This window comes from Arenimonas sp. (assembly GCF_019459675.1).
GTDB lineage: Bacteria > Pseudomonadota > Gammaproteobacteria > Xanthomonadales > Xanthomonadaceae > Arenimonas.
Map to the genome: position 1 here is coordinate 1 of NZ_JAIBFH010000208.1, position 1,562 is coordinate 1,562.

The window sequence follows — 1,562 nt, forward strand, 5'->3', positions numbered from 1 at the left end:
GCATGGTTGTGAACCCGATTGTGGCCCGCCCGGTTGGCCAGCATATCGACTACGACTCGCCGCACTTTTATATCGCGATGGTGCTGGTGTTGTACCTGGCCGCCACGACGATGAGTCAGATGCTCTCCAGCCATCGCTGGATCCGCTGGTTCGGCGTGTTGGCGCTGGTCTCCGCTGTGGCGGCCTACGTGGCCTATGCCCAATGGTTTATTTCGGTCTGGTGCTTCTTCGCCGCGCTGCTGAGCGGGGTCATCTATCTGCATGTAAGGCACCGCCCTGGCCCGAGCTCGGGACTCGGTATCCCAGCCGATCCGCGCTGGCAACGCACCTAGGCCCGTTGGGCGTCGACTTTCCCCGTCCAGGCACCTACGCCATAGTGCGGGTGCCGACCCTGCTTTCCCTGGAGGCCCCATGGCCAAGTCTGAGAAAACCTCGTCCCGCGTCGCCGCCCAGTCCGCCAAAGTGCTCAAGGACGCGCGGGCGAGCGACCGGGCCAAGTCCTTGGCCGGTAGCGCCTTGGCGCAGGCGGGCACGAAAAAGCAAACCTCCTCCGGCGTGGCAAGAAAAGCAGGGGCCGTCTTGGCCGATCCCCGCACTCGGCCGACGACGCGTTCCTTGGCCGGTAGCGTGTTGACACAGACGACGGGCAAGTCGAAATCGACGCCGGGAGCCGCCAAGGGCGGGGCGACCAAATCCTCGGCGAAAAGCCTGGCGGGGTCCGCGCTCACCCAACACGTCAGCACGCGCCGCACGGCCGACGGCCAGACCACGCGGGTTGTGCTCAAGCCCATCAGCAGCGGCGCGCTGGCGCCCCGGCGGGTGGAGCAAGCGGTCAGCCGCGTCCTGACGGGCCGGAAGTCCAAGAAGTGAGCCGGGCGCACACCATGAAGGCGTCCTATGCCGCCAGCGTGTTCATCAACTGCCCGTTTGACCAGCAGTACCGCCCCATGCTGTTCGCCGCCGTGTTCGCGATTCTCGATTGCGGCTACCAGCCGCGCTGCGCGCAGGAGGTCGAGGACGGCGGCGATGTCCGGATCGAGAAGATCCGGCGCATCATCGAGGCCTGCAAGTTCGGAATCCACGATATCTCGCGGACCGAGCTGAGCGAGGGCAATGCGTTGCCGCGATTCAACATGCCGTTCGAGTTGGGCGTCTTCCTGGGCGCCCGTTATTTTGGACAAGGTGACCAAGCCAAGAAGTTCAGCTTGATCGTCGATCGCGAACGCTTCCGCTATCAGCAGTTCCTGTCCGATATTGCCGGTCAGGACGTCCAGGCGCACAACGACGACCCGCTGGTGCTGATCGCCCGGGTCCGCAACTGGTTGGCCAACGCGACCAAGCGCAAGACCATCCCCGGCGCGGCCCGGGTCCAGGCCCGCTATCGGCAGTTTCAGGCGGCCCTGCCCGCCCTGTGCGAGGAAATGGCACTCGACCCGGGAGACCTGCTCTTCAACGAGTACGCGACCGTGACGTCCAGTTGGCTGCGGCAAAGCGAGGCGCTGCACGCCTGAGGTCGGCGCTGGCGGCGGGGGGCGGAGGCCCCCGCGCCCGCCCGGGGGGGC

General features: G+C 66.3%; 3 protein-coding genes. All 3 read left to right on the plus strand.

The genetic code is table 11. The annotated features are described in order from the left end of the window. Window positions 1-332, plus strand: a 332-nt coding sequence (locus tag K0M70_RS07215) for a DUF6629 family protein (protein ID WP_343211197.1), incomplete at its 5' end; no start/stop codon positions are given. A gap of 79 nt (window positions 333-411) precedes the next feature. After that, entirely contained in the window at window positions 412-870 is a 459-nt protein-coding gene (locus K0M70_RS07220) for a hypothetical protein (RefSeq protein WP_290781030.1), read from the plus strand. Between the two features lie 14 nt (window positions 871-884). Next, complete coding sequence (locus tag K0M70_RS07225; RefSeq protein ID WP_290781032.1) at window positions 885-1,511, plus strand: hypothetical protein; 627 nt, start codon at window positions 885-887, stop codon at window positions 1,509-1,511. The last annotated feature ends 51 nt before the right edge of the window (window positions 1,512-1,562 follow it).

Bases quoted from the DNA above. Each gene is read 5' to 3' on its own strand.
- K0M70_RS07225 (WP_290781032.1), top strand. From the start codon at position 885: ATGAAGGCGTCCTATGCCGCCAGCGTGTTCATCAACTGCCCGTTTGAC.
- K0M70_RS07220 (WP_290781030.1), top strand. From the start codon at position 412: ATGGCCAAGTCTGAGAAAACCTCGTCCCGCGTCGCCGCCCAGTCCGCC.